Origin of the sequence: Nocardioides sp. JS614, from assembly GCF_000015265.1 — a bacterium.
In the GTDB taxonomy this organism is placed as follows: domain Bacteria; phylum Actinomycetota; class Actinomycetes; order Propionibacteriales; family Nocardioidaceae; genus Nocardioides.
Window position 1 is genome coordinate 2,553,672 of record NC_008699.1, and the last position, 26,352, is coordinate 2,580,023.

Sequence of the window (26,352 nt, forward strand, 5' to 3'; positions counted from 1 at the left end):
CGGGTGCTGATCGCCGGATTCCCCGCAGGCCCGTGGGGCACGAACTGCTACGTGGCGGCCACCGGCCCCGGTAGCGAGTGCGTGATCGTCGACCCCGGCAAGGACGCCACCGACGGCATCGCCGAGGTCGTGCGCGAGCACCGGCTCAAGCCGGTCGCGGTGCTGGTCACCCACGGCCACGTCGACCACATGTGGTGCGTCGCCCCGGTCGCGGGGACGTACGACGCGACCGCGTGGATCCACCCCGAGGACCGGCACCTGCTCGGGGACCCGATGGCGGGCATGTCCCCGGACACCGCTCAGCTGGTGCTGGGCAGCGGCTACGAGTTCGCCGAGCCCGACGACGTGCAGGAGCTCGCCGACCTCCAGGAGCTCGAGCTCGCGGGGCTGAGGTTCGTGGTCGACCACACGCCCGGCCACACCCGGGGCTCGGTCACCTTCCGCTCGCCTTTCCCGGGGGGCACCCGGGGGGCGGAGCCCTCCGGGAGTGACGTGTCGGAGGTGATGTTCTCCGGCGATCTGCTGTTCGCGGGCTCCATCGGGCGGACCGACCTGCCGGGGGGCGACCACCAGACGATGCTGCAGAGCCTCAAGAGCAAGGTGCTCCCGCTCGCCGACGACGTCGTCGTCCTGCCGGGCCACGGCGAGCAGACGTCCATCGGTCGCGAGCGTGCGACCAACCCCTACCTGATTCCGTTGAGTCTCCAGGATCTGTGACATGGCCAAACCCACCCCGCTGAGCGGGTTCCCCGAGCTGCTGCCCGAGCAGCGGGTCGTCGAGCAGCAGGTCGTCGACACCCTCCGGCACACGTTCGAGCTCTACGGCTTCGCGGGCATCGAGACCCGGGCCGTCGAACCGCTCGACCAGCTGCTGCGCAAGGGCGACACCTCCAAGGAGGTCTACCTCCTGCGCCGGCTGCACGAGGAGTCGGCGGAGGGGCACTCCGGCATCGGGCTGCACTTCGACCTGACCGTGCCGTTCGCGCGCTACGTGCTCGAGAACGCCGGCAGGCTGGAGTTTCCGTTCCGCCGCTACCAGATCCAGAAGGCGTGGCGCGGCGAGCGGCCGCAGGAGGGCCGCTACCGCGAGTTCACCCAGGCCGACATCGACGTCATCGGCCGCGACGAGCTGCCCTTCCACCACGACGTCGAGGTCACCCGGGTGATGGTCGACGCACTGAACCGGCTCGACTTCTTGCCGGCGTTCCGGCTCCAGGTGAACAACCGCAAGCTGATCCAGGGTTTCTACGCCGGCCTGGGCGTCGCCGACACCGACGAGGCGATGCGGATCGTCGACAAGCTCGACAAGCTCCCGGTCGAGAAGGTGCGCGCGATGCTGGTCGCCGAGGCCGGCGTCGACGAGGCGACCGCCGACCGCGTGCTGTCGCTGGCGACGATCCGCGCCACCGACGACTCCTTCGTCGACGCCGTCCGGGCGCTGGGCGTCGAACACCCGCTGCTCGACGAGGGCCTGGCCGAGCTCGGTGCACTGGTGCGGGCGTGTGCCGATCTCGTCAGCGACCGGGTGCAGGTCGTCGCGGACCTCTCGATCGCGCGCGGCCTCGACTACTACACCGGCACGGTCTTCGAGACCCGGCTCGACGGCTACGAGTCGCTGGGATCGATCTGCTCCGGCGGTCGCTACGACGCGCTCGCGTCCGACGGCCGCACGACGTACCCCGGCGTCGGCATCTCGCTCGGCGTCAGCCGGGTCGTCGTGCCGCTGATGGCGCGCACCGGCCTGGCGGCCAGCCGCAAGGTGCCGAGCGCCGTCGTGGTCGCGGTCGTCTCCGAGGAGTCGCGACCCGAGAGCGAGGCGGTCGCCGCCGCCCTGCGTGCCCGCAACATCCCCTGCGAGGTCGCGGCGAGCGCGCAGAAGTTCGGCAAGCAGATCCGGTACGCCGAGCGGCGGGGCATCCCGTACGTCTGGTTCCCGGACCAGGCCGAGGTGAAGGACATCCGGTTGGGGGAGCAGGTGGCGGCCGACCCCGCCTCCTGGACCCCACCCATCGAGGACCTGCGACCGCAGGTCGTTGCGACGAGCCCGACAAGCGAGATGGAGAGTACGAAGTGATTCGCACCCAGGACGCCGGCGCACTGCGCGCCGAGAACGTCGGCCAGACCGTGACTCTCGCGGGGTGGGTGGCCAACCGGCGCGATCACGGTGGGGTCGCCTTCATCGACCTCCGCGAGGCCAGTGGGGTCGTCCAGGTCGTGATCCGCGACGAGCAGGTCGCCCACCACCTGCGCGCGGAGTACTGCCTCGCGGTCACCGGCGAGGTCACCCGTCGCAAGGAGGGCAACGAGAACCCCAACCTGGCCACCGGCGAGGTCGAGGTCGTCGCGAACGAGGTCGAGGTGCTCAGCGCGGCCGCGCCGCTGCCGTTCCCGATCAGCGACCACGTCGACGTGGGGGAGGAGGCCCGGCTCAAGCACCGGTACCTCGACCTGCGCCGCTCCGGGCCCAACAACGCGCTGCGCCTGCGCAGCAAGGTCAACAAGGCCGCCCGCGACGTGCTCGATCGTCACGACTTCGTCGAGATCGAGACTCCCACGCTGACCCGGTCCACACCCGAGGGCGCGCGTGACTTCCTGGTGCCCGCCCGCCTCCAGCCCGGCAGCTGGTACGCCCTGCCCCAGAGCCCACAGCTGTTCAAGCAGCTGCTGATGGTCGCCGGCATGGAGCGCTACTACCAGATCGCGCGGTGCTACCGCGACGAGGACTTCCGCGCCGACCGTCAGCCCGAGTTCACCCAGCTCGACATCGAGATGAGCTTCGTCGAGCAGGACGACGTGCTCGCGGTGGCCGAGGAGGTCCTCGTCGCGCTGTGGAAGCTGGTCGGGCACGACGTACCCGTCCCGCTGCCACGGATGACCTACGCCGAGTCGATGGAGCGCTACGGGACCGACAAGCCGGACCTGCGGATGGGCCAGGAGCTGGTCGACTGCACCGCGTACTTCGCCGACACGCCGTTCCGCGTCTTCCAGGCCGACTACGTCGGTGCGGTCGTGATGCCCGGTGGCGCGAGCCAGCCGCGCAAGCAGCTGGACGCCTGGCAGGAGTGGGCCAAGCAGCGGGGCGCCAAGGGTCTGGCCTACGTCCTGGTGCAGGACGACGGGGAGCTCACCGGTCCGGTGTCGAAGAACATCACGGACGGGGAGTCGGCTGGCCTGGCCGAGCACACCGGGGCGAAGCCCGGTGACTGCATCTTCTTCGCAGCGGGCGCGCCGAAGCCCAGTCGCGCACTGCTCGGCGCCGCGCGCCTCGAGATCGGCCGGCGGTGCGACCTGATCGACGAGGACGCCTGGAGCTTCCTGTGGGTCGTCGACGCGCCGCTGTTCGAGCCCACGGCCGACGCCACCGCCTCCGGCGACGTCGCCCTGGGCTACAGCGCCTGGACCGCCGTGCACCACGCGTTCACCTCGCCACAGGACGTCGACGGCTTCGACGCCGACCCCGGCAGCGCGCTCGCGTGGGCCTACGACATCGTCTGCAACGGCAACGAGATCGGTGGCGGGTCGATCCGTATCCACCGCGAGGACGTCCAGAAGCGGGTCTTCGCGATCATGGGGATCGACGAGGCCGAGGCGCAGGAGAAGTTCGGCTTCCTGCTCGAGGCGTTCAAGTACGGCGCCCCGCCGCACGGAGGGATCGCGTTCGGGTGGGACCGCATCGTCGCGCTGCTCGCCGGCACCGAGTCGATCCGTGATGTGATCGCGTTCCCCAAGTCCGGTGGGGGTTTCGACCCGCTCACTGCAGCTCCTGCGCCGATCACGCCCGAGCAGCGCAAGGAGGCGGGCGTGGACGCCCGACCTCAGCAGGACCTCCCGCCGCAAAGCTGATCCGACGGACGTGGGGGCGAACGTCCCGAGACCAGATCGTTACACGCGGTAGACCCATTGATGTGCTGGCGTCACATAGAGTCGCACCGGTCGCCGGCCCTCCGGTGCCCGTGATCCGGGCTCTGGAACCGACGGACAGCACACCCGAGAAGACAGAGGTGACATGACTGTTCAGGCCTCCAACCTGGAGAGCGAACACCTGCCGGATCCCGCCGGTCCCCCGGAGGGTGAGACCAAGAAGATCGCCGGCAAGTCCCCGACGAAGCTGGCAATGGACCGGTTCCGCCGCGACAAGTTGTCCATGGTTTCCTTCACCGTCGTCGCGATCTACATCGTCATCGGTGTGTCGGCGCCGTTCCTGGTGAAGTTCGGCGTGCTGGACCCGTTCAAGTTCCACCAGGACCTGCTGAACCCCGACACGCTGCCCAAGGGCCAGCTCGGTGGCATCAGCTGGGACCACCCGCTCGGCGTCGAGCCGGGCACCGGACGCGACGTGCTGTCCCGGCTGATCTACGGCGTCACGTTCTCGCTGACGATCGCGCTCTCGGCGACCGTCGTCGCGATCGCCATCGGCACCGTGCTCGGCATCATCTCCGGGTTCAGCGGGGGCTGGGTGGACGCGATCATCGGCCGCGCGGTCGACCTGACCCTGTCCTTCCCCCAGACGCTGATGCTGCTGGCCCTGTCGGGCATGGGCGTCGCGCTGGTCGCGGACTTCCTACCGGGCAGCGAGTCCGACGACCTCCCGAACGGCTTCTACGTCGTCTTGGTGCTCGGCCTGTTCGGCTGGCCCGGCATCGCGCGCATCATGCGCGGCCAGGTGCTCTCGGTCCGCGAGCGCGAGTTCGTCGACGCGGCCGTGCTGATCGGAGCGTCGCGACGCCGGATCTACTTCAAGGAGATCCTGCCGAACCTGTGGGCGCCGCTGCTCGTCACGTTCACGTTGACGATGCCGGCCTACATCTCGGCGGAGGCTGCCTTGAGCTACCTGAGCGTCGGGATCCATCCGCCGACACCGACACTCGGCAACATCCTGCGCGGGTCGATCAACTACTCGATCGGCGACTTCATGTTCTTCTTCGCGCCCGCCTTCGTGATCATGGTGATCGTCGTGAGCTTCAACCTGCTCGGTGACGGCATCCGTGACGCGCTCGACCCCAAGTCGGCCCGTTGAGCCCCGACCACGGGGACCCCCATTCTTCGGCGGCACGGAGCCGCCGAATGTGCCGCCGCTCCAGGCGCGACACACACCCAAGGAGAAGTTAATGGTCAAGTATCGAAAGCGGTTGCTCGCAGCCACCGCTGCGATCGCGATGGCGGCCAGTCTCGCCGCCTGCGGTGGCGGCTCGGACGGCGACAGCAACCCGGGCGGCTCGAGCAGCGAGCCGGGTGCCGAGGGCGCGGCCGGCGGCACGCTGTACTACTACATCTACGCGCCGTACGAGCACGTCGACCCGCAGCGCACCTACGTCGGTGTCGAGCTGACGAACTTCCGCCGGACGATCTACCGAAGCCTCGTGGCGTTCCCGATCTCGACCGACGCCGAGGTGGCCAACACCCCGGTCCCCGACCTCGCGACCGACACCGGCACCGACGCTGACGGCGGCAAGACCTGGTCGTACACGATCAAGGACGGCGTCAAGTGGGAGGACGGCCAGCCGATCACGTGTGAGGACTTCAAGTACGGCGCGTCCCGCGTGTTCGCGACCGACGTCATCACCGGTGGCCCGAACTACCTGCTGAGCTACCTCGACGTCCCCACCGACAAGGCCACCGGGCTGCCGATCTACACCGGCCCCTACAACTCGAGCCCCGAGGGCCAGGCCGCGTTCGACAAGGCGATCACCTGCGACGGCAACACGATCACCTACCACTTCAACAAGCCGTGGCCCGACTTCCCGCTGGCGGTCGCCGGTCTGTCGATGATGGACCCGTACCGTCAGGACAAGGACCAGGGCGCGAAGTCGAACTACCAGATGTTCTCGAACGGTCCTTACCGGATCGAGGGCAGCACCTGGAACAAGAACAAGGGTGCGACGTTCGTCCGCAACGAGAACTACGACGCCTCGACCGACTCCACCGACATCCGCATGGCGCTGCCGGACCAGATCGAGTTCAACGTGGGTCAGACCACCGAGACGATCTACGACCAGCTGATCCAGGACTCCGGTGACGCTCAGTACGCCGTGACCAGCCAGCGCGTGCCGCCGGCCTACTACTCGCAGATCGTGGGCGACGTGGAGAGCCGCTCGGTGCTCGTGGCCTCGCCGTACGTCGACTACCTGGTGCCGAACTTCCGGGTGCTCGACAACCCCGCGGTCCGCGAGGCGCTCAAGGTCTCGACGAACACGACGGCGTGGATCAACGCCGGTGGTGGCGAGAAGGCCTACGCCCCGGCCGAGTCGATCGTGAACCCGGCCGTGGTCGGCTACCAGGACAACCCGGCCTTCTCCGGCCCCCAGGAGGGTGACCCGGAGGCTGCGAAGCAGATCCTCGAGGACGCCGGCGTCCAGATGCCGTACCCGATCAAGTTCACCTACCCGAGCTCGGAGACCGCCGACAAGCAGGCCGCGGCGCTCAAGGAGACCTGGGACAAGGCGGGCTTCGACGTGACCCTCGACGGTCTCGGCGACACCTACTACGACGTCGTGCAGCAGCCCGACAAGGACAGCAGCGTCATGTGGGCCGGCTGGGGCTCCGACTGGCCGTCGGCCATCACCGTCACCCCGCCGCTGTTCGACAGCCGCCCGAACCTGACCGCGAACAGCGACGGCCAGGACTACGGCGCCTACAAGAGCGACAAGTTCAACGCTCTGGTCGACCAGGCCGCCAACGCGGCCACGCTGGACGAGCAGACCGCCGCCCTGCAGGAGGCCGACAAGGTCCTCGGTGAGGACGTGGCCTACATCCCGCTGGAGATCGCGCAGTTCTTCTTCCTCCACGGGTCGAAGGTCACCGGCTACACGAACACCCCCGCCTCCTCCATGTACCCGGACCTCGGTCCGATCGGCGTGGAGCAGTGACGGTCGTTCGTCACCGGTAACACCCAGCAACACCCGCGTCGGGTGGCCGCCCAGCGGCCACCCGACGCCTGGGGGTGGGGGCCTCGTCGAGGGGCCCTCACCCTCACCGCCGTCCAGGGTGCGATGCTGAGACCCAGCACGTCCCCACCGACACGACCCGAGGTGGTCCCTCCCGATGTTCGCGTACATCGTCCGCCGGCTCTTCATCGGCGTGATCCTGCTGATCGTGATGAGCCTGGTGACGTTCATCCTGTTCTTCGCCTCGCCGGTCGACCCGGCGCGGTTCGCCTGCGGCAAGAACTGTTCGCTGGCCCAGATCGAGCAGACCCGCAAGGCCCTGGGCTACGACGACGGCCCGCTGACGCAGTGGACCAGCTTCCTCGAGGGCGTCGTCGTCGGGCGCGACTACCCCGACGACCCGGAGCTGCGGAAGAATGCGCCCGAGCTGATCGCGGACTGCGCGGCGCCCTGCCTGGGCTACTCCCGGGTCAACCAGGTGACCGTCGCCTCCGAGATCAAGGAGGCGTTCCCGGTCTCGCTGTCGCTGGCCATCTTGGCGTTCATCATGTGGATCGCCGGCGGCGTGCTCTTCGGAGTCATAGCGGCGATCACCAAGGGGACCGTCATAGACCGCGGCATCGTGGCGGCGTCGCTCGTCTTCTACGCGTTCCCGACGTTCTTCATCGGCTTGTTCTTGTTGAAGTTCATCGCGATCAAGTGGGGGCTGGTCGACGTGCCCAGCTACGTGTCGATCGCCGAGGGCGGCGTCGGCACCTGGCTGAGCAACCTCTTCCTACCCGCCCTGACCCTCGCGCTGTTCTTCATGGCCGGGTACGTCCGGATGACGCGCGCCTTCGTCCTGGAGTCGATGAGCGAGGACTACATCCGCACCGCCCGGGCCAAGGGGCTCAAGCGCGGCCGGGTGCTGTACAAGCACACGATGCGCGCCGCGTTGACCCCCCTGGTGACGATGGCGGGACTCGACTTCGCCGGCCTGATGGGCGGCGCGATCATCACCGAGTCGGTCTTCAACTTCAACGGGCTCGGTAAGTTGGTCGTCGACGCGAACAACACCTACGACCTGCCGACGCTGATCGGCCTGGTGCTGCTGCTCGGGGCGTTCGTGATCATCGCCAACATCATCGTCGACGTGCTGTACGCCGTCATCGACCCGCGCGTCCGCGTCGGCTGAGGGGAACAAGGTGAGCTTTCTTTCCGTCCGTGACCTCAAGGTCCACTTCCCGACGGTCGACGGCGTCGTCAAGGCCACCGACGGCCTGTCGTTCGACCTCGAGAAGGGCAAGACCCTCGGCATCGTGGGGGAGTCCGGCTCCGGCAAGTCCGTGTCGACCTCCGCGATCCTGGGCCTGCACCGGGGCACCAACGCGATCGTCAGCGGCGAGATCCTGCTCGACGGGGTCGACCTGCTGAAGATCAGCAACGAGGACATGCGCCGCCGGCGGGGCCGCGAGGTGGCGATGATCTTCCAGGACCCGCTCTCGGCGATGCATCCGTACTACCGGGTCGGCAACCAGATCGCGGAGGCCTATCGGGTCCACCACGACGTCAGCAAGAAGGCCGCCCGGACTCGGGCGATCGAGATGCTCGACCGGGTCGGCATCCCGCAGCCGGACCGCCGCGTCGACGACTACCCACACCAGTTCTCGGGTGGCATGCGCCAGCGCGCGATGATCGCGATGGCGCTGATCAACAACCCGAGCCTGCTGATCGCGGACGAGCCGACCACCGCACTCGACGTGACCGTGCAGGCCCAGATCCTGGACCTGCTCCAGGACCTCCAGCGCGACTTCGACGCCGCGGTCATGATCATCACCCACGACCTCGGCGTGGTGGCCGAGATGGCTCACGAGGTCCTGGTGATGTACGGCGGCCGCTGCGTCGAGTACGGCTCGACCAAGGAGATCCTGACCCACCCGGAGATGCCGTACACCTGGGGCCTGCTCTCCAGCATCCCCGAGGTCGACGCGGACCCCGACGCGAAGCTGGTGCCGATCCCCGGCAACCCGCCCAGCCTGTTGAACCCGCCGAGCGGCTGCCACTTCCACCCGCGGTGCACCCACCGCGACAAGGTGCCCGGTGACCTGTGCCGGACAGTGACGCCCGAGCTCACGCCCGGGACTCGCGGTGAGGGGCACGTGAAACGCTGCCACCTGGCCAACCCGGACGTGGTGTACGAACGAGAGGTCCTGCCGGATATCGCGCCGGACCTGGTGGAGGGACGATGAGCGACCAGCAGCTGCCGACCAGCGTCGGCATGCCGGGCGACGACCCGAAGGGCCGCGGCGAGGACGCGACCACGGAGTCAGCCCAGTACGTCGAGACCGAGCGTCCGCACGGCGCCTCACGCGCGCACTTCGACGCCGAGCCGATCCTCGAGGTCCGCGACCTGAAGATGTACTTCCCGGTCCGCTCGGCCGGCATCATCCGGCGCACCATCGGCCACGTGCAGGCGGTGGACGGCGTGTCCTTCCAGGTGCCCAAGGGCGGCTCGCTCGGGCTGGTCGGAGAGTCCGGGTGCGGCAAGTCCACCACGGGGCGGATGATCACCCGGCTCTACGAGCCCACCGCGGGCTCGATCGAGTTCGACGGCCGGGACATCGCGAAGACCTCGGCGCGCGGCCTCAAGCCGCTGCGACGTGAGGTCCAGATGATCTTCCAGGACCCCTACACGTCGCTGAACCCGCGGCACACCGTCGGCTCGATCGTCGGCGCCCCGCTGGCGATCCACAACGTGCTGCCGAAGAACAAGATCCTCCCGCGGGTCCAGGAGCTGCTGGAGATCGTCGGCCTCAACCCCGAGCACTACAACCGCTACCCGCACGAGTTCTCCGGCGGCCAGCGCCAGCGCATCGGCATCGCCCGGGCGCTCACGCTCCACCCGAAGCTGCTGGTGGCCGACGAGCCGGTCTCCGCGCTGGACGTCTCGATCCAGGCACAGGTGATCAACCTCCTCCAGGAGGTGCAGGACGAGTTCGACATCGCGTTCCTGTTCATCGCCCACGACCTCGCGGTGGTCCGGCACTTCTGCCCCGAGGTCGCGGTGATGTACCTCGGCAAGATCGTGGAGATCGCCGACCGGGACTCGCTCTACAACCACCCGAACCACCCCTACACCCAGGCGCTGCTCTCGGCGGTGCCCGACGTCAAGCAGGCCGCGATCGGTGGTCGGCGCGAGCGGATCCGGCTGGAGGGCGACGTCCCCAGCCCGATCAACCCACCGTCGGGCTGCCGGTTCCGCACCCGCTGCGCGCTCGCCCAGGAGATCTGCGCCCGGGTCGAGCCGCCGCTGCTGCAGATCGGCAAGCGCCACAAGGTCGCCTGCCACTTCGCGGGCGAGCTGGGCCACCACCCGGACCGGCCGGTGACCGCGCCGCTGCTCGGGGTCGACGACACGGGCACGCCCGACCCGGGCGCGAGCCCGAGCATCGAGGTCGGCAACGATCCCGGGTACGCCGACACGTGGTTCGACCTCGAGCGCAAGACGATGGCCTCCGCCTGACCCGTTGGGTCCGGGCCCTAGCCTGATCGGGTGGACGAGGGACTCTTCGCGGCGCCGGGTACGGCGGCCCGCACCGGCGGCGGCTCGCTGAGCGCGAACACCCATGCCTCGGCGCCGCTGGCGGTGCGGATGCGGCCGCGCACGCTCGACGAGCTCGTCGGGCAGGCGCAGCTGCGGGCCGCCGGGTCGCCGCTGCGCCGCCTGGTCGAGGGTGACCAGTCGATGTCCTTGCTGCTGTGGGGCCCGCCGGGCACCGGCAAGACGACGATCGCGGCGATCGTGAGCCAGCAGACCGACCGGCGCTTCGTCGAGGTCTCGGCCGTCTCGGCCGGCGTCAAGGAGGTGCGGGCCGCGATCGACGCGGCTCGTGCCGAGCTCGCCGGCGGCGGCCGGGAGACGGTCCTCTTCGTCGACGAGGTGCACCGGTTCAGCAAGGCCCAGCAGGACGCCCTGCTGCCCGGCGTCGAGAACCGGTGGGTCACGCTGATCGCCGCGACCACGGAGAACCCGTTCTTCAGCGTGATCTCGCCGCTGCTCTCCCGGAGCCTGCTGCTGCGCCTCGAGTCCCTCGACGACGACGACGTCCGCGCCGTGCTCGACCGGGCCATCACCGACGAGCGCGGGCTCGCCGGGTCCGTGGGCGTCGACGACGATGCCCTGGGCCACCTGGTCCGGCTCGCCGGCGGCGACGCGCGCCGCTCCCTCACCTACCTCGAGGCGGCGGCCGGAGCGGCGCTCGCGCAGGGGCTCGAGACCGTCGACCTGGCCACCGCCGAGACCGCGGTCGACCGGGCCGCGGTGCGCTACGACCGGCAGGGAGACCAGCACTACGACGTCGTCAGCGCCTTCATCAAGTCGGTCCGGGGGTCCGATGCCGACGCAGCCCTGCACTACCTGGCCCGGATGATCGAGGCGGGCGAGGACCCGCGGTTCATCGCCCGCCGGCTGATGATCCTCGCCTCCGAGGACGTCGGCCTCGCCGACCCGACGGCGCTGCCGACTGCCGTCGCCGCGGCGCAGACCGTGCAGCTGATCGGCATGCCCGAGGCGCAGCTCACCCTCGCTCACGCCACCATCGCCCTGGCGGTCGCGCCGAAGTCCAACGCGGTCACCACCGCGATCGGGGCGGCGCTGGCCGACGTCAGGGCGGGGAAGATCGGCCAGGTGCCGCCCCACCTGCGCGACGCGCACTACTCGGGGGCCAAGAAGCTGGGACACGGCGCGAGGTACAAGTACAGCCACGACGAGCCGTTCGGCATCGCCGAGCAGCAGTACGCCCCCGACGTGGTTGCCGACGCCGAGTACTACCGGCCGACCACGCTGGGCGCCGAGGCGGCGATCAAGGAGCGCTGGGAACGGGTTCGCCGGCTGATTCGCGGCCAGCGACAGGGCGAACGATAGGGTCGGTGACCATGCAGGACTGGACCCTCCCCGCCGTGGCCGTGGCGCTCGCGCTGCTGGCCCTGGGGCTCGGCGCCGCCCTGTACCGCTCCCGGTCCCGCACCGACCGGGAACTCGCCGCTGCCCGGTCGGAGACGGCCGCTCTGCGAGCGCAGCTCGATGCCCTGGAGCGCCGGCTGGACCCGCCCGCCCGGCCGGGCGCCCCCGAGCCCGAGTACGTGATCACCCACCTCGGCGAGGCGGAGCCCGGGTCCGTGCAGCCGGAGCGGATCGAGACCGCGCTGTTCGCCGACCTGGTGCTGCGGGAGTCGGTGGTCAAGGCGGCGGCGCTCGCCCACGGGCTGCGCCGGGCCCTCGACCCCGAGACCCGCAACCGGATCCGCTTCGAGATGAGACGCGAGGTGCGCCGCGCCCGCAAGCAGCGCCGCGCCGACACCCGCCAGGCGCGACGCGAGTGGGAGGCGCGCCGGCGCGCAGCTGCCGACACCGACGACCCCGACGACCAGGACAGCGCCGCATGAGGCGCGGGCTCTGGTTCGTCGCCGGGGCCGGGACCGCCGCCTACGTGCTGGTTCGCGGCCGCCGAGCAGCCGAGGCGCTCACCGTCGACGGCCTCCAGGACCGCCTGGGCGCGCTCTCGGTCGGGATGCGGCTGTTCCGCGACGAGGTCGCCCAGGGGCGCGCGGAGAAGGAATCGGAGTTGCGCGAGCGGCTCGGCCTGGTGCCTCATGGGAGGCCCGAGCTCGAGGGCGGCCGGCACCGGGCCGTCCCGTCACCGACACCTACCCAGACCACGACCACGACCAGGACCACGACAGAGGAAGGCAGCACCTGATGGACACCGCGGAGATTCGCCGACGGTTCGTGGCTCACTTCGAGCACAACACCACCGTCGGGGCGCACACCCCGGTGCCGTCCGCGTCGCTGCTGCTCGACGACCCCAACCTGTTGTTCGTCAATGCCGGCATGGTGCCGTTCAAGCCGTACTTCCTCGGCCAGGAGGCGCCGCCGTACCCGCGCGCCACGAGCGTGCAGAAGTGCGTGCGCACGCCCGACATCGAGGACGTCGGCAAGACCACCCGGCACGGCACGTTCTTCGAGATGTGCGGCAACTTCTCCTTCGGCGACTACTTCAAGGAGGGCGCCATCGAGCTGGCCTGGGACCTGGTCACCAGGCCCCTCGCCGACGGCGGCTGGGGCCTGGAGGAGAGCAAGCTCTACCCGAGCGTCTACGAGGACGACCCGGAGGCGGTGGCGCTGTGGAAGAAGGTCACCGGCCTGCCGGAGGAGCGGATCATCCGGCTCGGCAAGCGCGAGAACTACTGGTCGATGGGCGTCCCCGGCCCGGGTGGGCCGTGCTCGGAGATCCTCTACGACCGCGGCCCGGACTACGGCCCGGACGGTGACTTCGGACCCAAGGGCGAGGACCGCTACCTCGAGATCTGGAACCTCGTCTTCATGCAGGACGAGCTGAGCGCGGTGCGGTCCAAGGAGGACTTCGACATCGCAGGCTCGCTGCCGAAGAAGAACATCGACACCGGCATGGGCCTGGAGCGGGTCGCGTTCCTGCTGCAGGGCAAGGCCAACATGTACGAGATCGACGTGATGTTCCCGGTGATCCAGAAGGCCGAGGAGCTCACCGGCCGGCGCTACGGCGCCGATCATGACGACGACGTGCGGTTCCGCGTCGTCGCCGACCACGTCCGCAGCTCGATGATGCTGATCGGCGACGGCGTCACCCCCGGCAACGAGGCTCGCGGCTACGTCCTGCGCCGGCTGCTGCGCCGCGCGGTGCGCTCGATGCGGCTGCTCGGCTACGAGGACCCGGCGCTGCCCGAGCTGTTCCCGATCAGCCGGGACAAGATGGGGGAGACCTACACCGCGCTGCACCGCGACTGGGAGCGGATCTCCACGGTCGCGTACGCCGAGGAGCACGCGTTCCGCCAGACCCTGCGCTCCGGCACCACGATCTTCGACCAGGCCACCGCCGAGCTGAAGCAGGCCGGTGGCAGCCAGCTGTCGGGCGACAAGGCGTTCGCACTGCACGACACCTACGGCTTTCCGATCGACCTCACCCTGGAGATGGCGGCCGAGCAGGGGCTCGCGGTCGACGAGGTCGGCTTCCGGCGGCTGATGAACGAGCAGCGGCAGCGGGCCAAGGACGACGCCAAGGCGAAGAAGGGCCAGCATCGCGACGCCTCGGCGTACCGCCAGGTCGCCGACTCCCTGGGCCGCCCGGTCGAGTTCACCGGCTACGACGTGGTCACCGACGAGGCGTCCGTGCGCGGCCTGGTCGCCGCCGGGGGTGTGGTGTCCTCCGCCGGCCCGGGCGACGACGTCGAGATCATCCTCGACCGCACCCCGTTCTACGCCGAGGGCGGCGGCCAGCTCGCCGACCAGGGTGTGATCGAGCTCGACAACGGGGCCCGGGTCGAGGTCCGCGACGTGCAGTCCCCGGTCAGGGGGCTGATCGTGCACCACGCCACGGTGCTCTCCGGAGAGGTCAGCATTGGCCTCGGCGCCCATGCCCTGGTCGACGTCGAGCGGCGACGATCGATCTCCCGGTCCCACACCGCGACCCACATGGTGCACAAGGCCTTCCGCGAGGCGCTCGGCGAGACCGCGACCCAGGCCGGGTCGGAGAACTCCCCGGGCCGGTTCCGGTTCGACTTCTCCGCGGTCGGGGCGGTGCCGGAGTCGGTGATGGCCGACGTCGAGGCGCGCGTGAACGAGGTCGTCCTCGACGACCTCGCGGTGCACGCCGAGGTGATGAGCCAGGCCGACGCGGTGAAGTCCGGGGCGATGGCGCTGTTCGGCGAGAAGTACGGCGACCGGGTCCGCGTGGTCTCGGTGGGCGACTGGGCGCGCGAGCTGTGCGGCGGCACCCACGCCGGCAGCTCCGGCAAGCTGGGCGTGGTCAAGCTGCTCGGCGAGTCGTCCATCGGCTCGGGTGTGCGGCGCGTCGAGGCCCTGGTCGGCAGCGACGCCTACCGGTTCCTGGCCCGCGAGCACGTCCTGGTCGCTCAGCTCTCCGACACGCTCAAGGTCCGGCCCGAGCAGCTGCCCGAGCGGGTCCACGACCTGGTCGAGAAGCTCCGCGAGGCGGAGAAGGAGATCGAGAGGGTCCGGGTCGGGCAGCTGCTCGCCGCAGCCGGCGAGCTCGCCGCGGGCGCGGCGAAGGTCGGGCCGGTCAACCTGGTCGCGCACCGGGCCGACGGCGCCGGTGGCGGCGACGTCCGCACGCTGGCGCTCGACGTCCGCGGCCGGCTCCCGCAGGGCGAGCCGGGCGTGGTCGTGGTCATCGGAGCCGTCGACGGCAAGGTGGCGGTGGTCGCGGCGCTCAACGACGAGGCGCGGGCCCGCGGGCTCAGCGCGAACGAGCTGGTCCGCGCCGTCGGCCCGCTCGTCGGCGGCAAGGGCGGTGGCAAGGACGACGTCGCGCAGGGCGGCGGCACCGACGCCTCGCGCATCGACGAGGCGATCACGCTGGTGACCGCCGAGGTCGGGCGGGTGGCCGCCGGCTGACGCCGGTCCGGGATGGTGAGGCGATGAGGGCCGGCGTGCGGATCGGCATCGACCCCGGCGACGCCCGCATCGGGGTTGCCCGCAGCGACCCGTCGGGGTTCCTCGCCACCCCGGTGGAGACGGTGCGTCGGGGGAAGGGCGACCTCGCGAGGATCGGCCGGATCCTTGCCGCCGAGGAGGACGAGGGCGCCACCGTCCTGGAGGTGGTCGTCGGGCTGCCACGCTCGCTGTCCGGCCGCGAGGGCCCGGCGGCGGCCAAGGTCCGGGAGTTCGCCGGCCGGCTGGCGGCGCGGGTCGCGCCGGTGCCGGTGCGCCTGGTCGACGAGCGCATGACCACGGTGTCCGCTGAGGCTATGCTGCGCGACCAGGGCCGCACGGGGGGCAAGCGGCGAGCCGTCGTCGACCAGGCAGCAGCCGTCCTGATCCTGCAGCACGCACTGGACACCGAACGCGCGACGGGGGCCGCGCCGGGCGAGATCGTCGAGGAGACGTAGATGACCGACGAGCACGACGCCGAGTACGACGACCCCCGCGACGACGCTGGGTTGCTCGGCGTCCAGGAGCCGGCGTACGAAGCAGGCCGCCGGCGCGGCCGCAAGCGACGGAGCCTGCCCGGCTGCCTCGCGGTCCTCCTGGCCCTGGCGATCATCGTGGGCGGCTTCTACGTCGTGGTCACCTGGGGCATCGACAAGGTGCGCGACCAGTTCGACTCCGCGGAGGACTATCCGGGACCCGGCCGCGGCAACGTCACCTACCAGGTCGTGAGCGGCGCCACCGCCGGGAGCATCGGGCGTGACCTCAAGGCCGCGGGCGTGGTCGCCTCGGTCGACGCGTTCGTCCAGGCCGCCAACGCCAGCCCGGACTGGGCCGACCTCCAGGCCGGCTACTTCGCCCTGAAGAAGCAGATGGCGGCCGCGGACGCGGTCGAGATCCTCGTCGATCCCGCCAACATGGTGAAGGACACCGTGACGATCCCCGAGGGCCTCCGGGTGGTCGACATCGTGGGCATCCTCGCGAAGAAGACCGACTACCCGAAGGCAGACTTCGAGAAGGTGCTCGACAACCCGGGCGACCTCGGCCTGCCGTCGTACGCCGAGGGGAACCCCGAGGGCTACCTGTTCCCCGCGACCTACGACTTCGGCCCGGACGCGACCCCGGAGTCGATGCTCACCGCCATGGTGACCCGGTGGAAGCAGGCCGCCGAGGACGCCGACCTCGAGGCGGCGGCCGCCGAGCTCGGCTACACGCCCGCCGAGCTGATGACGGTCGCCAGCCTGGTCCAGGCAGAGGGGCGCGGCGACGACATGCCGAAGATCGCGCGGGTGATCTACAACCGGGTCGAGAACCCCGACAACGGGGTGACCAACGGGCTGCTGCAGGTCGACGCCTCGGTCAACTACGCGCTCGAGCGCTCGACCATCGCCGTGCTGACGCAGGCCGAGATCGACTCGGTCGCGGACTCGCCGTACAACACCTACACCCAGACCGGGCTCCCGCCGGCGCCCATAGAAGCGCCCGGCGACGACGCGATCGAGGCGGCCGCCCACCCCGCGGACGGGGACTGGCTGTTCTACGTCACGGTCAACCTGCGCACCGGCGAGACCAAGTTCACTGAGGACTACCAGGAGTTCCTGGGCTTCAAGCAGGAGCTCCAGGAGTACTGCGACACCCAGTCCGACCGGTGCTGAGTCCCCGGGACCGGCGGGGTCGGCAGGGTCGGCGATGACGCGCTGCGCCGTCCTCGGCGACCCGATCGCGCACTCGCTGTCGCCGGTCCTGCACCGGGCCGGGTACGCCGCGCTCGGGCTGGACTGGAGCTACGAGGCCGTGCGGGTGCCGGAGGACGGGCTCGAGGGCTTCCTGACCGGCCTCGGCCCGCAGTGGCGCGGGCTGTCGCTGACCATGCCGCTCAAGCGGCGCGCGCTGGCGATCGTGGCGGGCGTGACCGAGCGTGCTCGGCTGGCCGGCGGGGTCAACACGCTGGTCCTCGAGGACGGCGCGGTCGTCCTGGCCGACAACACCGACCTGCCGGGGGCGGTGGCCGCCGTGCGGGAGCGGTACGCCGGGCCGGTGACCGCGGGTACCGTCCTCGGGGGCGGTGCGACGGCCGCCGCCACCGGCCTCGCGCTGGTCGAGCTCGGCGCCCGGCGGGTGCGCCTGCTCGCCCGCACGCCCGAACGCGCGGCGGCGGCCGCCGGGGCGATCGCGGCCCACCCGGCGGCCCCCCAGGTCGAGGTCGCGACGCTCGCGGACGGCCCGGTGGACGGCGAGATCGTGGTCTCGACGATCCCGGCGGCCGCCCAGGACCCCTCGCTGGTCGCGCGCTGCGGCGCGGTCCCGGTGGTGTTCGAGGTGGTCTACGACCCCTGGCCGACCCCGCTCGCCGCGTCCGCCACCGGCCGGATCCTCGTCGGCGGCCTGGACCTGCTGGTGCACCAGGCGGTCCTGCAGTTCGAGCTCTTCACCGGGGCACCCGGCCCCCTGGACGCCATGCGAGCAGCGGGGGAGCGGGCGCTCGGGACGGCGCCGGCGTGAGCGTCGACCCCGGTGCCGTCGTGCTGGGCGCCGCTGCCTGCGGCGCGGCCGGCCTGCTGGTGCCGGCCCTGATCGCGCGGATCCCCGAGCCGGATGCGGATCCCGAGCACGACGTGGTGACCGAGGACCCGGGCGCGCCGTCGTACGCCGAGGTCGCGGCCGCGCCCGGCCTGCGCTCCGTCGCGGCGGTGCTGAGCCTGGTCGCCGGTGGCCTGGTCGGCGCCGGTGTGGGCCTCGACTGGCCGCTGCTGTTCCTGCTGCCGCTGGTGCCCGTCGGGGTCGCGCTCGCGGTCGTGGACCTGCGCACCCGGCTGCTGCCCACCGTGGTGGTGTGGCCGACCCTCGCGGCGACCGCTGTGCTGGCGGTGCTGAGCGGGCTCCTCGACGACGACCAGGATGCTCTGGTCCGGGCCGGGCTGGGCGGGGTCGTCGTGTTCGCGTTGTTCTTCGCGCTGTGGTGGATCCACCCGGCGGGCATGGGGTACGGCGACGTCCGGCTCTCGGCCGTGCTCGGGCTCGCGCTGGGCTACCTGGGTTGGGCCGAGCTCGCGATCGGCATCTACGGCGGGTTCCTGGCCTTCTCGGTGCCCGGGCTCCTGCTGGCGCTGCTGCGGCGCGACCGGGCGATCCTGAGAGCGGCCTACCCGTTCGGCCCGTTCCTGCTCGCCGGCGCGCTCGCGGGCGTCGTGCTCGGTCCGCTCTGGACCGGTCTCGCCTCGGGGTGACCGGCCCGGTCGGCGTACCCCACGTGAAAGACTGACCCCATGCTGCGTTGGCTGACCGCGGGCGAGTCCCACGGCCCCTCTCTGGTCGCGATCCTCGAGGGGCTGCCCGCCCACGTCCAGGTGACCTCCGACGACGTCGCGGACGCGCTGGCCCGGCGCCGGCTGGGCTACGGGCGCGGTGCGCGGATGAAGTTCGAGCGCGACGAGGTGACGCTGGTCGGCGGCATCCGGCACGGCGAGACGATGGGTGGGCCGGTCGCGATCGAGATCGGCAACACCGAGTGGCCGAAGTGGGAGAAGGTGATGGCGGCCGACCCGGTCGACCCCGTCGAGCTCGAGTCCCTGGCCCGCAACGCCCCGCTCACCCGGCCCCGCCCCGGGCACGCCGACCTGGTCGGCATGCAGAAGTACGACTTCACCGAGGCCCGACCCATCCTCGAGCGCGCCTCGGCCCGCGAGACCGCCGCCCGCGTGGCGCTCGGCCGGGTGGCGTCGAACCTGCTCGAGCAGGCGGTCGGTGCCCGCATCGTCTCCCACGTCATCGAGCTCGGCGGCGTCCGCGCCCCGGCGGGCCTGTGGCCGCAACCCGAGGACGTCGACCGGCTCGACGACGACCCGGTCCGCTGCCTGGACGCCGACACCAGCAAGCTGATGGTCGAGGCGATCGACCAGGCCCACCAGGACGGCGACACCCTCGGTGGTGTCGTCGAGGTCGTCGTCCACGGCCTGCCGCCGGGCCTGGGCTCGCACGTGCACTGGGACCGGCGCCTCGACGCGCGCCTCGCGGGCGCGCTGATGGGCATCCAGGCGATCAAGGGGGTCGAGGTCGGCGACGGCTTCGAGCTGGCGGCCACGCCGGGCTCGCGCGCCCACGACGAGATCGTCTCCGGCACGGACGGCCTGCGGCGGGTCAGCGGTCGCTCCGGCGGCACCGAGGGCGGGATGAGCACCGGGGAGGTGCTCCGGGTCCGCGCCGCGATGAAGCCGATCGCCACGGTTCCCCGCGCCCTGCGCACCGTGGACGTCGCCACCGGCGAGGCAGCGGTCGCCCACCACCAGCGCTCCGACGTCTGTGCCGTGCCGGCCGCCGGGATCGTCGCCGAAGCGATGGTCGCGCTGGTGCTCGCCGACGCCGTCCTGGAGAAGTTCGGGGGCGACTCGGTGCGCGAGACCCGCCGCAACGCGGAGGGCTACCTGGACACCCTGAGGTTCCGGTGACCGGACCCGCACGCCCCCGCGTCGTCCTGGTCGGGCCGATGGGGGCCGGCAAGACCACCGTCGCCCGGCTGCTGGCCGACGCCTGGGGCACCGGGGTCCGGGACACGGACCACGACGTCGAGTCGGCCGAGGGTCGGACCATCTCCGACATCTTCGTGGACTCCGGCGAGGGCGCCTTCCGAGACCTGGAGCGACGAGCGGTCGCGGCCGCGTTGCGCGAGCACGACGGCGTGCTCGCGCTGGGCGGGGGAGCCGTGCTGGACCCTGGGACCCGCGACCTGCTGGCCGGCCACCGGGTCGTGTTCCTGCGGGTCGGCCTCTCCGACGCCGTCAAGCGAGTCGGCCTCGGCGTCGCCCGCCCGCTGCTCCTCGGCAACGTCCGCGGACGGATCAAGGCGCTCCTCGACGAGCGCACCCCCATCTACGAGTCGGTCGCGACCTTGGTCGTGGACACCGACGGCCGCAGCCCCGAGGATGTCGCCCAGGAGATCCGCGCTGCACTCGACGGGCCTGCGCTCGACGGGTCGGCGCTGGAGGGGGAAGCATGAGGGACACCGTCGTCCGGGTGACCGGGGCCGCGCCGTACGACGTCGTCATCGGCCACGACCTGTCCGAGCGGCTGCCGCAGCTGCTCGGGGTCGGGGTGCAACGGGTCGCGGTCGTGTTCTCCGACGCGTTGGCCGAGCTGGTGAACCCCGTCCTCGACTCGCTGGCGGCGGCGTACGACGTGATGGTGCTCCCGATCCCCGACGGCGAACGGGCGAAGAAGGCTGCGGTCGCGGTCTCGTGCTGGGAGGCGCTCGGTGAGGCCGGGTTCACCCGCTCCGACGCGGTCGTGACCTTCGGGGGCGGTGCGACCACGGACGTCGGTGGCTTCGTCGCCGCGACCTGGCTGCGCGGCGTGAAGGTCGTGCACGTGCCGACCACGCTGCTCGGCATGGTCGACGCCGCGGTCGGCGGCAAGACCGGCGTGAACACCCGCAGCGGCAAGAACCTGGTGGGTGCCTTCCACGAGCCGGCCGGCGTGCTCTGCGACCTGTCGACGCTGCGCTCCCTGCCCCGCGCCGAGCTGCTCGCCGGGCTCGGCGAGGTCATCAAGTGCGGGTTCATCGCCGACCCCGCGATCCTCAACCTCGTCGAGGGCAACGAGGCCTCCCGCCTCGATGCCGACTCCCTCGTCCTGCGCGAGCTGGTCGAGCGTGCCGTGCGGGTGAAGGCCGGGGTCGTCTCGGCCGACCTCAAGGAGACCGGCGGCCGCCCGGACGACCCGGGCCGGGAGATCCTCAACTACGGGCACACGATGGCGCACGCCATCGAGCGCACCGAGAACTACCGGATCCGGCACGGCGAGGCCGTCTCGATCGGGTGCGTGTACGTCGCGGAGCTGGCCAACCGGGCCGGCACCCTCGCCTCCGACATCGTCGAGCGGCACCGGCACGCGTTCGCCCGCGTCGGGCTGCCCACGTCGTACTCCAAGGCCTCCTTCGACGACCTGCACCGGGCGATGCGGGTCGACAAGAAGGCGCGCGGCTCCCAGCTGCGCTTCATCGTGCTCTCCGACCTCGCGGTCCCGACCGTGCTGGCCGGACCGTCCGTGGTGGACCTGCGCGACGCCTACGCCGCGATCGGTGGCCCCGCGTGAGCCACGGCCGCCGCGTGCTCGTGCTCAACGGACCGAACCTCGGCCGGCTGGGACGGCGCCAGCCGGAGATCTACGGCACCACCACCCACGCCGAGCTCGCCGACCTGTGCGTCGCCTGGGGGCGCGACCTCGGCCTGGATGTGGAGGTGCGCCAGACCAACCACGAGGGCGAGCTGCTCGACTGGCTCAACGCCGCCGCCGACGACGCCGAGCCGGTGGTGCTCAACGCCGCCGCGTGGACGCACTACTCCTACGCATTGCTCGACGCCTGCGCCCAGCTGGTCGCACCGCTGGTCGAGGTGCACATCTCCGACCCCCGCCAGCGACCCGAGGAGTTCCGGCACACCTCGGTGGTCACGCCGTACGCCGTCGAGGTGTTCGCCGGCCACGGCATCGAGGGCTACCGGCTCGCGCTCGAGGCCGTCGCCCGGCGTTGAGTCGGGAGTTCTGGCGGTCGAGTCGGGAGTTCTCGACCGCCGGGACCCGCGACTCGAGGGGGGAAGTCCCGACTCGAGGGAACCGGTCGGGCTGCGGGTTCGTCGGACCGCCATGAACGCGAACGTGACGGTGAGTGTGCGTGGCCTGCTCGTGGCTGCGCTGGTGGCGATGGCACTCGTGGTGGCCTACCTCCTCGGCGGCTCCGGGGGTGGGACGCCGGCGGCGCAGGCGGCCGACGACGGGGGCACCTCGGCCCCGGCCGAACGACCACGGCTGCTGACGATGACCGGGACCGGCGAGGCGGGGGCGGTGCCCGACCAGCTGTCCTTCGGCCTCCGGGTGACGCTCACCCGGGTGGACCTCGACGAGGCCCTCGCGGCCGCGAACGCGAGCATGAGCCGGGTGCTCCGCGCGCTGGACGAGTACGACGTCGCCAGGTCCGACGTGCAGACCACCGGTCTGTCGATGACGCCGGTGTACGCGTACCACGACTACAGCCCGCCGACGATCACCGGCTACCGGGTCTCCGAGCGGGCCTCGGTGCTGGTCAAGGAGCTCGCCCAGGGCGGCAAGGCGGTCAGCGCGGCCGTCGCCGCCGGCGGCAACGCCGTGCGGGTGGGCGACATCCGGCTGCTCGTCGGCGACTCGGACGCGGTCCTGGAGAAGGCGCGCGACGCCGCTGTCCAGGAGGCCACCGCCAAGGCACAGCAGTACGCCGAGGCCTCCGGGCAGACGCTCGGCGACGTGGTCACGCTGCGGGAGGTGCACGCTCGCCCGCTGCCCTCGCCGTACCTGCAGTTCGGCTCCGCCGTCGCGGGTCGCGCCGCGATGGATCTGAGCGCCGTGCCGATCCGCGCCGGTCGGGACAAGAGCGCCGTCACCGTCCGGGTCGTGTGGGAGCTGTCCTAGCGGTGGCCGGCGGCGGTTTCCCCGGTGAACCGGGGAAACCGGAACTGTTGGGCCGAAACTTCGGGCCAGAAGTTCCAACATCCCCGGTGAACCGGGGAAACCGACCCCGGGCAGGCAACGACGGACTGGACGCCCGGGCCAGCGGTTTCGGTGCGTGGACACTGAGCCGATAGACTCGTGCGCTGTGCCCGGCGCGGTCCGGGTGCCTCTTTCGACACCGCGACCAGAAGGCTGACACGCGCGCATGGCAACGACGAACGACCTCAAGAACGGCATGGTTCTCAACATCGACGGTCAGCTCTGGGCCGTGGTGGAGTTCCAGCACGTCAAGCCCGGCAAGGGTCCGGCCTTCGTGCGCACCAAGCTGAAGAACGTCGAGTCGAACAAGACCGTCGACAAGACCTTCAACGCGGGCACCAAGGTCGAGACCGCCACGGTCGACCGTCGGACCATGCAGTACCTCTACAACGACGGCTCGTCGTACGTCTTCATGGACGTCCAGAGCTACGACCAGCTCGAGATCGCCCCGGAGATCGTGGGCAACGCCAAGAACTTCCTCCTGGAGAACCAGGAGGCGATCGTCGCCACCAACGAGGGCCGCGTCCTGTTCATCGAGCTCCCGGCCTCCGTCGAGCTCGAGATCACCTTCACCGAGCCCGGCCTCGCCGGCGACTCGGCGACCGGCCGCACCAAGCCGGCCACGCTCGAGACCGGCCACGAGATCCAGGTCCCGCTGTTCATCAACCAGGGCGAGAAGGTCAAGGTCGACACCCGCGACTCCTCCTACCTCGGTCGCGTGAAGGGCTGATGAGCGCCCGTTCCAAGGCCCGCAAGCGCGCCCTGGACGTCCTCTTCGCCTCCGACGTGCGGGGCGAGGACGCCGTGGCCGCCCTGGACCGGGCGATCGCGGAGGGCGAGGGGCCGACTAACGACTACACGGCCACGCTGGTCCGGGGCGTCGTCGAGCACCAGGCGCGCATCGACGAGCTGCTGTCGTCGTACTCCCACGGGTGGGCGCTGGACCGGATGCCGGCGGTCGACCGCAACGTGCTGCGACTGGGCGTGTGGGAGCTGCTGTACGCCGACGACGTCCCCGACGCGGTGGCCGTGAGCGAGGCGATGGCGCTGGTCACCGACCTCTCCACCGACGAGTCGCCGCAGTTCGTCAACGGCATCCTCGGCAGCATCGTGCGCAACAAGCCGTCCCTCGCCTGAGCAGCCGCCGACTGCGCCTGGGCCCATAGTGGACCCATGGACGCACACGAGGTGGACCTGGTCGTGATCGGCACCGGCCCCGGCGGCGAGGCGCTCGCCACCGGCGCCGCCCGGGCGGGGCTGCGGGTCGTGGCCGTGGACAGGCACCTGGTCGGCGGGGAGTGCCCCTACTACGGGTGCATCCCCACCAAGATGATGGTCCGCGGCAGCGATGCGGTCGCCGAGGTCCGGCGGGCCGCCGGCGTCGCCGGCGAGGCCACCATCGCCCCGGCCTGGTCCGTGGTGGCGCGGCGCATCGACGAGGAGGCGACCACCGGCTGGGACGACACGATCGCCGTCGACCGCCTCCGGGATGCCGGGGTGACCTTCCACCACGGGGCGGGCCGGCTCGACGGCCCCGGCCGGGTGCGCGTCGAGGAGCCGGACGGCACGGCGACGACGTACGCCGCCACGCGGGGCGTGCTGGTCAACCCCGGCACCCGCCCGGCCGTGCCCCCGGTCGACGGCCTGGCGGACGCGCCGTACTGGACCAACCGCGAAGCGGTGCGGGTCACCGAGCTGCCCGGCTCCCTGGTCGTCCTCGGGGGCGGGCCGATCGGCTGCGAGCTCGCGCAGGTGTTCTCCCGGTTCGGCGTCCGGGTCGCGGTGGTCCAGCGCGGTCCCCGGCTGCTGCCCGCGGACGAGCCCGAGGCCGCGGAGCTGGTGGCGGAGGTCTTCGCCGAGGAGGGGATCCGGGTGCTCACCGGCGCCGAGGCGACCCGCGTGGCGTACGACGAGGGCGGCTTCACGATCCGGCTCGACACAGGAGAGCAGCTGAGCGCCGACAAGCTGCTGGTCGCCGCCGGGCGGACCCCCAACCTGGACGACCTCGGCCTGGATACGGTCGGCCTGGACCCGACCGCGCGGACCCTCGAGGTCGACGAGCGCCTGCGGGCGGGGGACCGGCTGTGGGCGATCGGCGACGTGACCGGCAGAGGCGCCTTCACCCACGTCTCGATGTACCAGTCGGCGATCGCGCTGCGCGACATCCTGGGTGAGCCGGGAGCGCCGGCCCGCTACCACGCGGTGCCACACACGACGTTCACCGACCCGGAGGTCGGCGGGGTGGGGCTGACCGAGTCCCGGGCCCGGGAATCGGGACTGCGGGTCCGCACGGGCGGCACCGACCTGGCGGGCTCGTCGCGAGGTTTCACCCACGGGCCCGGCGGGCACGGCCTGATCAAGGTCGTCGAGGACGCGGACCGCGGAGTCCTCGTCGGAGCCACCGCGGTGGGTCCGGCGGGTGGCGAGATCCTCGGCTTCCTGGCCGTCGCGGTCCACGCGGAGGTCCCCGTCGAGACGCTGAGGAACATGATGTACGCCTACCCCACCTTCCACCGGGCCATCGAGTCCGCCATCGCCGACCTGTCATGACAGTGTCGGGAGGGAGCACCGCCCGTCGGGCCGAGGGAGCGGCCCGCGAGGCGCAGCACAGCGAGTGGGTCGATCACGCCGTTCGGGCCGGCCTGGTCGCCTACGCCGTCGTCTACCTGATGATCGGCTGGCTGGCCGTCCAGCTCGCCTTCGGCGACCGGTCCGGCAAGCCGTCCAGCTCGGGCGCGATGCACGAGCTGGCGCAGCAGCCCTTCGGCGACGTCCTGATCTGGGTCGTCTCGCTCGGCATGTTCCTGCTGGTGGCCTGGAAGCTCCTCGACGCGGGCTTCGGGCACCGCGACGAGCAGGACTCCGGCAAGCGCACCCGAGCCCGGCTGACGTCGGCCGCGAAAGCGATCGTGTACGCCGCGATCGGTGTCTCCGGCCTGCGGGTCGCCACCGGCTCGGGCTCGTCGGGCAAGGGCCAGAAGAGCTGGACCGCCGAGCTGATGGACGTCACCGGTGGCCAGCTCCTCGTCGGCCTGATCGGCCTCGCGATCATGGGCTACGGCGGCTACCAGGTCTACAAGGCCTGGACCGAGGGGTTCGCGGACAAGCTCGACGCGGAGGGCCGAAGCGGCAGCACCGGCACGGCGTACCTCGCGTTCGGGAAGGCGGGCTACACCGCCCGGGGGATCGCGTTCCTGATCGTCGGTGGCCTCGTCCTGTACGGCGCGATCACCCACGACGCGTCGAAGTCCGGTGGCCTGGACCAGGCGCTCTTCAAGGTGCTCGACCAGCCCTTCGGGCCGGTCCTGCTCTGCCTGCTGGGCGTCGGCCTGGCCTGCTACGGCATCTTCACGCTGGCCCGGGCCAGGCACCTGTCGCGGTGAGCTCGGCGGAGCCGCCCGGTGTGGACCGGCGCGCGCAAGCCGCTGCGTGTGGCGGGCGCGAAATGGGGGAAGGAGCCCTTCAGCACGAACCCGCCTGTCTCGGAGGAGGACC

The 26,352-nt window shown here is 71.4% G+C and carries 25 protein-coding genes; all 25 read left to right on the forward strand.

The genetic code is table 11. From position 1 onward, the window contains the following. Positions 1-3: 3 nt before the first annotated feature. Positions 4-717, forward strand: a complete 714-nt coding sequence (locus NOCA_RS13610) for an MBL fold metallo-hydrolase (protein ID WP_011755842.1) — start codon at positions 4-6, stop codon at positions 715-717. A 1-nt stretch (position 718) separates the two neighbouring features. Further along, a complete protein-coding gene (hisS, locus tag NOCA_RS13615; RefSeq protein WP_011755843.1) occupies positions 719-2,074 on the forward strand; it encodes a histidine--tRNA ligase in 1,356 nt (451 codons plus the stop codon). Further along, complete coding sequence (gene aspS / locus NOCA_RS13620; RefSeq protein ID WP_011755844.1) at positions 2,071-3,843, forward strand: aspartate--tRNA ligase; 1,773 nt, start codon at positions 2,071-2,073, stop codon at positions 3,841-3,843. Before hisS ends, aspS begins: the two co-directional genes overlap by 4 nt. Positions 3,844-4,006: 163 nt before the next feature. After that, positions 4,007-5,017: an ABC transporter permease gene (locus tag NOCA_RS13625; protein WP_011755845.1), complete on the forward strand. Its 1,011-nt coding sequence runs from the start codon at positions 4,007-4,009 to the stop codon at positions 5,015-5,017. Between the two features lie 91 nt (positions 5,018-5,108). Next, complete coding sequence (locus NOCA_RS13630) at positions 5,109-6,866, forward strand: ABC transporter substrate-binding protein (RefSeq protein ID WP_041546541.1); 1,758 nt, start codon at positions 5,109-5,111, stop codon at positions 6,864-6,866. 175 nt (positions 6,867-7,041) lie between these two features. Continuing rightward, complete coding sequence (locus tag NOCA_RS13635; RefSeq protein WP_011755847.1) at positions 7,042-8,058, forward strand: ABC transporter permease; 1,017 nt, start codon at positions 7,042-7,044, stop codon at positions 8,056-8,058. Between the two features lie 10 nt (positions 8,059-8,068). Further along, on the forward strand, positions 8,069-9,112 hold the full coding sequence (locus NOCA_RS13640; RefSeq protein WP_011755848.1) for an ABC transporter ATP-binding protein: 1,044 nt from the start codon (positions 8,069-8,071) through the stop codon (positions 9,110-9,112). Beyond that, positions 9,109-10,386, forward strand: a complete 1,278-nt coding sequence (locus NOCA_RS13645; protein ID WP_011755849.1) for an ABC transporter ATP-binding protein — start codon at positions 9,109-9,111, stop codon at positions 10,384-10,386. The genes NOCA_RS13640 and NOCA_RS13645 overlap by 4 nt, the downstream gene beginning before the upstream one ends. Positions 10,387-10,416: 30 nt before the next feature. Continuing rightward, positions 10,417-11,787, forward strand: a complete 1,371-nt coding sequence (locus NOCA_RS13650) for a replication-associated recombination protein A (protein WP_011755850.1) — start codon at positions 10,417-10,419, stop codon at positions 11,785-11,787. A 5-nt stretch (positions 11,788-11,792) separates the two neighbouring features. Beyond that, positions 11,793-12,308: a hypothetical protein gene (locus tag NOCA_RS13655; RefSeq protein WP_041546542.1), complete on the forward strand. Its 516-nt coding sequence runs from the start codon at positions 11,793-11,795 to the stop codon at positions 12,306-12,308. Beyond that, the gene (locus NOCA_RS13660) at positions 12,305-12,622 is read left to right on the forward strand and encodes a DUF6167 family protein (protein WP_011755852.1); all 318 of its coding nucleotides are present in this window, start codon (positions 12,305-12,307) and stop codon (positions 12,620-12,622) included. Before NOCA_RS13655 ends, NOCA_RS13660 begins: the two co-directional genes overlap by 4 nt. Further along, a complete protein-coding gene (gene alaS / locus NOCA_RS13665) occupies positions 12,622-15,312 on the forward strand; it encodes an alanine--tRNA ligase (protein ID WP_011755853.1) in 2,691 nt (896 codons plus the stop codon). Before NOCA_RS13660 ends, alaS begins: the two co-directional genes overlap by 1 nt. Before the next feature lie 23 nt (positions 15,313-15,335). Then, positions 15,336-15,806 (forward strand): Holliday junction resolvase RuvX, encoded by a 471-nt coding sequence (ruvX, locus tag NOCA_RS13670; protein WP_011755854.1) that lies wholly within the window; start codon positions 15,336-15,338, stop codon positions 15,804-15,806. Next, a complete protein-coding gene (mltG, locus tag NOCA_RS13675; protein WP_011755855.1) occupies positions 15,807-17,000 on the forward strand; it encodes an endolytic transglycosylase MltG in 1,194 nt (397 codons plus the stop codon). 34 nt (positions 17,001-17,034) lie between these two features. Next, positions 17,035-17,847, forward strand: a complete 813-nt coding sequence (locus tag NOCA_RS13680; RefSeq protein ID WP_011755856.1) for a shikimate dehydrogenase — start codon at positions 17,035-17,037, stop codon at positions 17,845-17,847. Beyond that, positions 17,844-18,572, forward strand: a complete 729-nt coding sequence (locus NOCA_RS13685) for a prepilin peptidase (protein WP_011755857.1) — start codon at positions 17,844-17,846, stop codon at positions 18,570-18,572. The genes NOCA_RS13680 and NOCA_RS13685 overlap by 4 nt, the downstream gene beginning before the upstream one ends. A 39-nt stretch (positions 18,573-18,611) precedes the next feature. Beyond that, entirely contained in the window at positions 18,612-19,790 is a 1,179-nt protein-coding gene (aroC, locus tag NOCA_RS13690; RefSeq protein WP_011755858.1) for a chorismate synthase, read from the forward strand. After that, on the forward strand, positions 19,787-20,338 hold the full coding sequence (locus tag NOCA_RS13695) for a shikimate kinase (RefSeq protein ID WP_011755859.1): 552 nt from the start codon (positions 19,787-19,789) through the stop codon (positions 20,336-20,338). The genes aroC and NOCA_RS13695 overlap by 4 nt, the downstream gene beginning before the upstream one ends. Next, positions 20,335-21,432, forward strand: coding sequence for a 3-dehydroquinate synthase (aroB, locus tag NOCA_RS13700; protein ID WP_011755860.1), 1,098 nt, complete (start codon positions 20,335-20,337; stop codon positions 21,430-21,432). The genes NOCA_RS13695 and aroB overlap by 4 nt, the downstream gene beginning before the upstream one ends. Beyond that, a complete protein-coding gene (locus NOCA_RS13705) occupies positions 21,429-21,869 on the forward strand; it encodes a type II 3-dehydroquinate dehydratase (protein WP_011755861.1) in 441 nt (146 codons plus the stop codon). Before aroB ends, NOCA_RS13705 begins: the two co-directional genes overlap by 4 nt. Positions 21,870-21,981: 112 nt before the next feature. Continuing rightward, positions 21,982-22,779, forward strand: a complete 798-nt coding sequence (locus tag NOCA_RS13710) for an SIMPL domain-containing protein (protein ID WP_011755862.1) — start codon at positions 21,982-21,984, stop codon at positions 22,777-22,779. A 244-nt stretch (positions 22,780-23,023) separates the two neighbouring features. Next, positions 23,024-23,587, forward strand: a complete 564-nt coding sequence (gene efp / locus NOCA_RS13715) for an elongation factor P (protein ID WP_011755863.1) — start codon at positions 23,024-23,026, stop codon at positions 23,585-23,587. Then, positions 23,587-23,994, forward strand: coding sequence for a transcription antitermination factor NusB (nusB, locus tag NOCA_RS13720; protein WP_011755864.1), 408 nt, complete (start codon positions 23,587-23,589; stop codon positions 23,992-23,994). Before efp ends, nusB begins: the two co-directional genes overlap by 1 nt. 36 nt (positions 23,995-24,030) lie before the next feature. Further along, positions 24,031-25,407 (forward strand): dihydrolipoyl dehydrogenase family protein, encoded by a 1,377-nt coding sequence (locus NOCA_RS13725; RefSeq protein WP_011755865.1) that lies wholly within the window; start codon positions 24,031-24,033, stop codon positions 25,405-25,407. Then, a complete protein-coding gene (locus NOCA_RS13730; protein WP_011755866.1) occupies positions 25,404-26,240 on the forward strand; it encodes a DUF1206 domain-containing protein in 837 nt (278 codons plus the stop codon). The genes NOCA_RS13725 and NOCA_RS13730 overlap by 4 nt, the downstream gene beginning before the upstream one ends. The last annotated feature ends 112 nt before the right edge of the window (positions 26,241-26,352 follow it).